Genomic DNA, 9,073 nt, shown 5'->3' on the forward strand with positions numbered 1-9,073 from the left:
TCAAATCTCGCTTGAGGCGACGACCGCCCCCTGCTCGCGCAGGCTGCTTTGGACCTGGTCGACATCCACACCCTTCTTTTGAGCGCAATATGCTGCTGCGACACCTGCGGCTTGCCCGGTCGCGAACGAAGTCCCCATGACACGCAGGCTGGCGCCGGCCCGTCGATCGCCGTCAGCCGTGCGGCCCGCAGCGAACAGGTTCGGCGTATCGACGCTCGTCAGGCACGAAAGAGGAATGTCGTAGGTTCCATCACCCGGTGGCGCTTCGAAACTGCTTTCGTAGGTAACGCGATCGTGCCATTCCACGCCCCAGGTGCCCAGCGCGATCGTGTCCGGCGCACGCTCGCCGGCCATCACCTCCTCCCACGTCAACTGACGGACGCTGTCGATATGGCGGCTTTCCCGCGTCCCGAACTCCGGACCGGTGCAGGCGAGATATGCGCGCTGCCAGCCAGGCAGCCCGCGCAGTATCCCCAGGTATCGCCACGCCTGTTCCCTGCCGCTTGCCTCCGCTTTGGAAAGGCTTACGACATCGCGCGGATCGTAATCGGCGGACGCCAGATAGGCGACGACGTCCCCGGAAAGCGGCAGACGCGCAATGACGCTTTTGTCCTTCGTCAGCAGTTGGCGCTCGCTGCGTTCGTTATCGCGCCTGGCTGCGCGAATTGCCGCGTGCACGCTTTCCGCCGAAATGTCCGCATCTTCTGCGACGCCTCCGAAGCGCGTGCCGAGCGTGCCAAGATTTACCGCGCCGCCGTTGCCGTAGCGCGTCGAGGCACCGCTGAACGCTGCGAGATCGCAATCGCCGCTGGCATCCACAAAGGCGTCCGCCTCGATCCAGTGTTCGCCTGAATGATCGGCAAAACGAATCCGGGAAATCCTGCGGTCTGTGCGCTGCGCCCCCGTCACAAACGCGTGCAAAAGAACTTCGACACCAGCGTCCCGGCAGACCTTGTCGAGAACCAGCTTGACGGCCTCCGGATCGAAGATCAGAAAGACGCCGCGATGCCGTTGCGGCGGCGTGATGGCCCCCATCGTGCGGAGCATGGTAATTACGCTGTCGGCTACGCCGCGCACGGCCTGCCGTGGTTCCTCCCCGAGTGTGTAGATGCCGCAATAGGTCAGCACGCTGCGCGTGGTCGATGCACCGCCCAGGCAGCCAGCCGACTCGATCAACGCAACCCTTGCCCCCGCTTGCGCGGCGCCTACGGCGGCTGCGACTCCGGCGGAGCCCCCGCCCACGACCACGACATCATATTGGCGAATCATTGCCACAGTTCTCCCTATCGATTTCAACAAGCTCTACCGTCACCCGCATCGCTTGCTGGCGCGGCACACGTTAGACACTAGGCGGATGGCGCCTCGCGCACCGCCATCATGCTGATGAACGCGACCAGCGGTCCCAGCGCGAGCGTGAGGAACGCGGCGAGAAACGAATGCGACCACTGAAATACGGCGCCGACAGCGACCGGCACAATCACACTGCCAAGCTGCCACAGCGCATTCGTCAGCCCCGTCGCCGATCCCGCGAGTGAGCGGCCCGCTATCTCGGCGATCATGGCTGCCATCAAAGGACTGTATGCAAATGCGGTTACGCCGAGGAGCGGCGCAACTACGCGAAATTGCGACACCGTGTGGAGCGAGCCGAACATCAGTAACAGACCGGCGAATGCCCCTACGCAGATCATGACGAGCACCTTTCTGCGTCCGCCGAGCCAGTCCGACAGAAGCCCGATACACGGCTTCGACACGATCGCGCCCACGCCAAACATCACCGTGATCGACCCGGCAACACTGGTTGAAAGACCGTGGCCTTTGACCATCAACGCGTTAGCCCAGAAAGCGAAGCCCCAGGTGCCCCACATTGCCCCGAGTCCCGCCAGCGCGACGAGCATCAGGTCACGGTTTTCCAGCAGCAACCGGACATCGACCCTTTGCCGCTTTTGCGGCCGCTCCCCCTGACGACCTGCCAGCGGCCCGTCACGCAGGACGAACAGGCAAGCGATCCCGAACCCGCAGGTCACGATGCCCAGCCCCCTATAGATGCCAGTCCAGCTTGAGAAATGCAGCAGCGCCGGAACCAGCCCGTTGGTTAGCACGACAGCGAGCGACGTGGCCGTGAGCAGCAGGCCGAGCGCGCGGCCGCGGCTCCTCAAATCGAACCACGACGTCGTCAGCTTGATACAAGCGGAATAGTCGCAACCTGCCGCAAGACCCATGAGTGTCTGGAGCAGTAATCCCGTGTACAGAGATGTGATGGAGCCGAACAGCGCGGTGCAGATGCCGAGCGGCACTAGCGAAAGGGGCAGCACCACACGGGCGCCAAGCAGATCGGTTGCCAGGCCGCCGATCACATTCGACAGAACGTATCCTGCGTAGAAGGCCGTGACGAACACACCCAGTGCGGCAATAGGCATGCCGAGGGACGTTGCCGCCGCAAGACCGAGATTGCTCCACGCCAGCCGGTCCACGAAGGTCAGGAGTAGCGCTCCCCAGGCAAACAGCAACACGACCCAGCGATACCTGGTCTGCGGCGTTGAAGCTTCTGCCGCGGTGCCCTCCTGTAGCGGGGCACCCATAATGAAAGTTTTCATTGTGTCTCCTGATGGCGGCCCTCGTTGGGGTCGCCGTGACGGACGTCCTTCCGACGCTCTGTGGATGCGACGGACGACGCGGCGTTGTGACACGCCAACACTCCGGTCGCGGCTGCAGTACGTACTACTCGCCTCCCGCCGACAATTCGTGATCTACCGGCCACGCGAGGGGCTGCACATACGCATAGCCGCGATGAATCAGACGCTCACCGCCCGCGTAGTTCGCGGGCGAGGCCGAATGCAACGACGCACGGTTGTCCCAAAACACCAGGTCACCGACCTGCCAGACGTGGCGCAGAACGAACTCAGGGCGGGTCGTGTGCGCAACCAGCGCGGCTGCCAGTTCGGCACTCTTACCTTCGGAATAACCGCTGCGCCTCCGCGGTCAATTGTTGCCCGCGGATGAGGACCATCGAGTAGCGGTAGTAGGCATCGAGCAGCGCCTGAAAGGCCTTATCGCTCAGAGGCTGGCTCAGATCGCAGCCGCCAATTTTGACCCCGATGGTCGGATGTAGAGGGGTGAGAGTGATTGACATGCTGAGACCCATAAGCGATGGGCTTACTATAATTGCGAGCTCGGAGACGGTGAATAGCCTGTTTTCCGCGAACAGTTTTCTGTTTTACCGAACGATAGCCACCCTAGGGGAAGGCCCTACGCGCGGCATTGCTGACGAGGCGAAAAATGGACATCGTGACCAATTTCAGAACGTTTCTCGAAGTCGTCCAGTGCGGAAGCTTTTCGGCGGCGTCGCGCAAATTGCATATTTCGACGTCGGTGGTGACCAGCCGGATCGAGCAGCTCGAATGGAAGGTGCGGTCTTCGTTGTTCGAGCGAAGCACGCGAAAGCTCTCGCTCACCGACCAGGGGCGACGTTTGCTGCCTGTCGCTCAACGCATCGTCCATGACGTAGACGACGCGATCAGCAGCATCTCGGGTAATGCGAACGACCTCGAAGGACCTCTGCGGATCAAGGTACCCACCACTCTGACGGCAGTATTTCTCGCAAGGGTGCTCGCGCGTTTCCAGCAAGCTCACCCGAATGTGTCGCTAGATGTGGTGGTCATCGACCGGAACGTCAATCCGGTTCAGGAGGGATTCGACCTCGTGGTGGGCATGCTGCCGGCGAGCTACGACGATGTGCTCGACGTGGGACTGTGTCCGCTCGACAGGTTCGTGGTCGCATCGCCGCAATATGTGGCGGTCAACGGCTACCCGCAGCACCCAGCGGACCTGTCGAGGCACCGCATGCTTAACTTCGGACCAACCGGACCAACATGGCCTTTCACAGGCCCGGAAGGTCAGATCGCTGTGACCGTGGAACCGCACCTGACCACGAACGACGGCCATATGCTGCTCGAATCAACGCTCGCAGGTGTAGGCATCGCGATCGTCTCGTCCTACATGGCGAGCGCCGCTCTTGCGCGCGGGCAACTCGTTCGCCTGCTGGATGCGTTTCCCATCCCGCAGTTCTGGATTCGCGCGCAGATTCCGCACAGCCGCTCGCACCTCGCCCGCGTCCAGGCGCTGCTGACCTGCTTACGCAACACGTTTGATTCAGCGAGTGTCTGGGAAAAAAATCTGGATCTTTGATATGTGTGAAACTGTCGCCCCAGCGCAGGCCAGCGTGGAAGAAACGACCGTTGCCGTGTTCCCACTGCCCGGAATGCTCAATCTCCCGTTTCACCACGCGACTGGTCGGTCCAGAAGTGCTGGACGGCGGCTCCTCCCTGGCAAGCGGTCACCCGTTAGCCAGCGTCTAATGACCGAAAGTGGCCGGACCCGGCCCTACAGCGAACTTCCGACGCCGCTCCTTTCCCTTCTCCACGCCCGAACCTGAACGAGCGCGCGAACCGAAGTTGAAAAATTCGCCGCGACACCTCGTTCTATCAGACGAATAACCCCGAAGAGCCTTACCCGGACCGACACTGTCAGGCGATCCGCGTTGCGTCGCGCAAGGCTCGCCGGGGTCGACCATTCGGCCGTCAAATCACGCGGCCGCTTCCAGGGGGCGACATGTCTGCCATCAACGTATTGATCGTTGCCGACGGCAACCGTTTTACTTTCGATCCGGCCAGCACCACCACTGAAGGCGTCTTCACGATCAACGCGTTCATTGGTGCGCTTCAGGCGAGCACCGATCCCGTCTTCACCGTTGCCAAGGCGCACCGCCGAGGCGCCACCAACCATGAGCAGCACGTCACGATTCCCGGCGATTTCACGTTCACGCCTGCGGACCTCGCGAGCTACGACGTGATGTGCCTGTTCGGCGACGAAGGCTACAACGACGGCGGACTCGAGCCGGGCTCGTCGCCTCTCACGCCGGACGAACTGATTGCCATCGCTGATTTCATGGAAGGCGGCGGCGGGGTTTTCGCAGTCGGCGACCACGACGGCCTCGGCGCGTACATGTGCGGCGACATCCCGCGCGTGCGCACCATGCGCAAGTGGTACGAGGCGGAACATCCACGCGCGGGCTTTCCCTCCAATTGGTCGACGGGCAGCATTGTCGGAAGCGAAACGCGCCTCCTGCCGAGAACCGATACGCTGCGCCCGGACAGCGCCGACGGCCAGTTCTATTTCTACGATCAGTCGGACCCCACCCCACAACCGATCATGGCGATTGCACCCGTGCATCCGGTCTTGCAGGGGCCGGTCGGCACGATCACCCAGTTCCCCGACCACATGCACGAAGGCGAAGCCATCGCAGCACCGGCGGCATTCCTCACCGGCCCGCAGATCACGTATAACGGCGCGACGCTCGGCACCCGCAGCTTCACGGAGTACCCGAGCGTCGCCGGCCATCAGGAGACGCCGCGCGTCGTCGCGACGGTCACGGAAATTCCGGGCCACACGACCATCGGCCCGGGCGGTGCATACACGAACGTGGCCACCGACAATCCGCCCAAGACGACCGGCGCGATCAGCGCCTACGACGGCTACAACGGCGGAGTCGGACGCGTGCTGACCGGCTCCACCTTCCATCACTACATGGACATCAACCTGACCGGCGACCCGACGAGCGCGAGCACGACTGCTGGCGTCGGCCCGACAAACTCGAACGCGGGACTGCCCCCTGACGCGCTCAACGGCATGTTCGCGTACTACGTGAACGCGGTGTCGTGGCTCGCACGCCTCGCCAGGACCTGCTCGCTGTGGGTGGACAAGAGTACCTTCGGCGTCGACGAAGTCGAAGAAACAAAGACCTACGGCAACGCGTTCTGGGTCGTGCTGGACGGGTTCTCGCCGAGCGAACTGGGCAGCACGATGCCGAGCTTTTCGGGCGCGTTCGCAGGCATCGTCGGCGCGAACGGCATCGTCCCCGGCACGCCCGTTCTGGAGAACCCGGCCGCCCCGTGGATGCCACAACGTATCCTGATTCCGTGCACGATCACGTTTCCCGCTGCCGCGCTGAATGCGTTCCCGACCGGATCGGCTGGCCCGTTCTTCGAATTGCTGCAAGCGAATATCGTGCTTGGCGGCGCGCCCTATTCGGCGCAAGCCGACATAGAACTGGTCCCGGGCGCCGACCCGTATTTCAACAACGTCGATCCGGCGCAGGACAACGTCTTCTGGCTCAGCCAAGATTTGCGCGTGTTTACCGTCACCGCGGGAACCGTTCCACCGTCGGTTGCCGGTGCGACGCTGTCGACCGCCAACCCGACGATGCTCGACGCAAACGCCGGATACGCATTCATCCAGCAGCTCATGGCCAACCTGAACTCCGGCTACAGCGACCCTGGCGGCATGGATCCGTTCGCCTCCGTGCTGCCGAACCAGAGCGGTGCGTTGACGGGCGACTCGTCCGTCACGCCGCACGATGGATCGGGCAATATCAACTACAACTTCGCGGTGGCACGCGTGCGCCTCTCCGGCGGTCCGACGGGCTCGACCGCGCCCAACGTGCGGGTGTTCTTCCGGATGTTCCTGACCCAGTCGAACGACACCGACTTCCAGCCGACCACCACCTACGCGAGCAACCCGGACACGCAGGGCCATCCGGGGTCGCCGGTGTTCGACGCCGCGACCGATACGATTCCGTTCTTCGCCACCGGCAACTATCCGTCCACTGACGACTATGCCGGCCTCAACGTCAACAACCGCCCGGTGAGCGCCGGCGCGGGTGGCCACGTATGGACCTATTTCGGCTGCTTTCTGAACGTGTACGACACGAACAACGTCGTCAACAACAAGTCCGTTCCGTCGCGGCTGATGGGCTCGCACCATTGCATCGTTGCCGAGATCGCCTACGATGGCGCGCCGATCGTCAATACAAACGGCGTCACGATGAGCCCCGAGAATTCCGACAAGCTCGCTCAGCGCAACCTGCAGGTGACGCCGTCCGACAATCCCGGCGCAAGCGCAACGCATCGCATCCCGCAGACATTCGACCTGCGCCCGAGTCGCCCCGTGCTGGCGGGCGCGAGCCAACTGCTCGATCTGCCCGACGAGCTGATGATCGACTGGGGCAATACGCCCGTCGGCAGCACCGCCAGCATCTACTGGCCACAGGTCGATGCGGCGCAGGTACTCAAGCTGGCGACACGGATGTATCCCGTGCACCAACTGTCGACGAGCGACGCTCACACACTGCAATGTCCGGTGACGGCGGGCGCGACCTATGTGCCGATTCCGCCTGCTGCCGGGCAGAACTTCGCGGGGCTCTTCACGATCGACCTACCGCCGACCGTCGTCAAGGGACAGGCATTCAGGATCGTGGTTCGGCGCGTGTCCACGCGGCGGGTCGGCGAGCGGACCGTCAACGCGCAACCAGCGGCTACCCGCGCGAGCGTCGGTGTCCGCGGCGACGGCAAGGGGCACGCGATGCTCAATTGGCGCTTCGTCGTCGGCACTTTCCAGGTGACGATCCCAGTCTCGACGCGCGACGTGCTGCTCGAACCTGAAGAGAATTCGCTCGCGATCATGAAATGGCGCCTCAGCCAGACTGCGCCATCCGACCGGTGGTACCCGGTGCTGCAACGCTATATCTCGTACCTGGCGGGACGAGTGAACGGACTGGGCGGGAACGCAGGCTCAATCGAACCTTCGCCGCTCGGCGTGCCACCCAAACCGGCTCACGTCCACATCGAGCACGCTCGCGAATTTACCGGCAAGGTATCTTCACTCGACTACGATCGCTTCGGAGACTTCGATGGCTTCCGGCTACTTGCCGAGGATGGTTGCGAGCATACGTTCCGAAGCCACGAGCACGCCGTCGAAGACGTGGTCCGGTGCGCGTGGCGCGAGCGCGACGTCGTCACGGTAGTCGTGCATCGCCACGAACCACATGTTCCGGTATCGATCGTTCTGCGACGCGCGCCGCGGCTGCACTAACGCCCGCAACGGGTCGCCGGTCCGCTTCGCATCGCGGCACTCGGCGGCCCTCCGTTCGTCAACGCACTAACACTTGGGCGCTGGTTTGCTCGCGCGTCACACACTGCGTTACCTGCTCGCGTTGACCCTTGCGCGTCGTGCGAATAGTGTATCCCGCGATGGTTTGAAAGATAGTCCCGAGTTTCGCGAAGTGTTCGAGAGGACAGTTCGCAATTGAAGTATTGCAGACAGGAGCGAGAACAAAACCGATTTCGTCGCGGTAAAGCGGTTCAAGCTCGTGAAATTCGACATTGTGCGAGAGGGAGACGAGCCGATGAAGCGACGTGCATAGTCGCCAATCGAACGGCGGTTTTGTGGGTACACCGGACGTCCGAACGTCTCGGTAGAGGAGCGACCGAACGACACCTCATGGCCGCGTGCTGACCGTCGCCGACGGTACGCCTCTGCAGCACACCATCATGACAATCGATCTGCCTGATCCATTTTACTTTTTTGGAAGAGCGATCTATTGGCTCACTACAACATGCAGTTCATCGCGCTTTCGCCCAGCCGCATAACGGTATTTAATGAAGTTACCGATCCAGAACTTTATTGATGTAACGGATTACTGATTAATTGCCGTCACGACCTGTATTCGCGACGAGATTGATCGATCGGGATTTTCGCATTCTGTGCTTCGGGGCCTGTGGATTATGTGCTTTGCGAATGAAATTCGCCGCTAATTACTGGAGTGAAGCCATGAAAAAGAAGATTCTGGCCGCAGCCCTCCTGGGCGTGCTGGCGAATACCGCACACGCACAAAGCAGCGTCACGCTGTACGGCCTGATCGATGTCGGCATCACCTACACGAACAGTCAGCTTACAAGCCACGGCGGTCACAGCAACGTGCAGGAAACGAGCGGCGCGGTGGATGGCAGTCGCTGGGGCTTGCGCGGAGCGGAAGACCTGGGTGGTGGCCTGAAGGCAATCTTCACGTTGGAAAACGGCTTTAACGTGAACAACGGAACCTTCGGACAGGGCGGCCGCGAGTTTGGCCGTCAGGCCTTCGTCGGCCTGTCAAGCACTGACTACGGTACGGTCACGTTCGGCCGCCAGTACAGCAGCATGGTGGACTATGTAGGACCGCTGGCGCTGACTGGCACGGAAT

7 protein-coding genes are annotated in these 9,073 nt (G+C 62.3%); 3 read left to right on the top strand and 4 right to left on the bottom strand.

The annotated features are described in order from the left end of the window. From GNZ13_RS47030 to GNZ13_RS47045, 4 genes are all read right to left on the bottom strand, one after another. The gene (locus GNZ13_RS47030) at positions 1–1,269 is read right to left on the bottom strand and encodes an FAD-dependent oxidoreductase (RefSeq protein ID WP_172177897.1); all 1,269 of its coding nucleotides are present in this window, start codon (positions 1,267–1,269) and stop codon (positions 1–3) included. A 77-nt stretch (positions 1,270–1,346) separates the two neighbouring features. Further along, entirely contained in the window at positions 1,347–2,594 is a 1,248-nt protein-coding gene (locus tag GNZ13_RS47035; protein ID WP_172177898.1) for an MFS transporter, read from the bottom strand. Between the two features lie 124 nt (positions 2,595–2,718). Continuing rightward, complete coding sequence (locus GNZ13_RS54055; protein ID WP_172177915.1) at positions 2,719–2,937, bottom strand: TauD/TfdA dioxygenase family protein; 219 nt, start codon at positions 2,935–2,937, stop codon at positions 2,719–2,721. A 10-nt stretch (positions 2,938–2,947) separates the two neighbouring features. Continuing rightward, complete coding sequence (locus tag GNZ13_RS47045; protein WP_172177900.1) at positions 2,948–3,130, bottom strand: TauD/TfdA family dioxygenase; 183 nt, start codon at positions 3,128–3,130, stop codon at positions 2,948–2,950. 146 nt (positions 3,131–3,276) lie between these two features. On the opposite strand from GNZ13_RS47045, the gene GNZ13_RS47050 reads away from it, so the two are divergent. The 3 genes from GNZ13_RS47050 to GNZ13_RS47060 all read left to right on the top strand — a co-directional run. Then, positions 3,277–4,185 carry a LysR family transcriptional regulator gene (locus GNZ13_RS47050; protein ID WP_172177902.1) on the top strand — a complete coding sequence of 303 codons (909 nt, stop codon included), beginning with the start codon at positions 3,277–3,279 and terminating at the stop codon, positions 4,183–4,185. A gap of 423 nt (positions 4,186–4,608) precedes the next feature. Then, the gene (locus GNZ13_RS47055; protein ID WP_172177904.1) at positions 4,609–7,926 is read left to right on the top strand and encodes a hypothetical protein; all 3,318 of its coding nucleotides are present in this window, start codon (positions 4,609–4,611) and stop codon (positions 7,924–7,926) included. 738 nt (positions 7,927–8,664) lie between these two features. Next, a partial coding sequence (locus tag GNZ13_RS47060; RefSeq protein ID WP_172177906.1) for a porin occupies positions 8,665–9,073 on the top strand: 409 nt, incomplete at its 3' end.

This window comes from Paraburkholderia elongata (assembly GCF_013177735.1).
Classification (GTDB): domain Bacteria; phylum Pseudomonadota; class Gammaproteobacteria; order Burkholderiales; family Burkholderiaceae; genus Paraburkholderia; species Paraburkholderia elongata.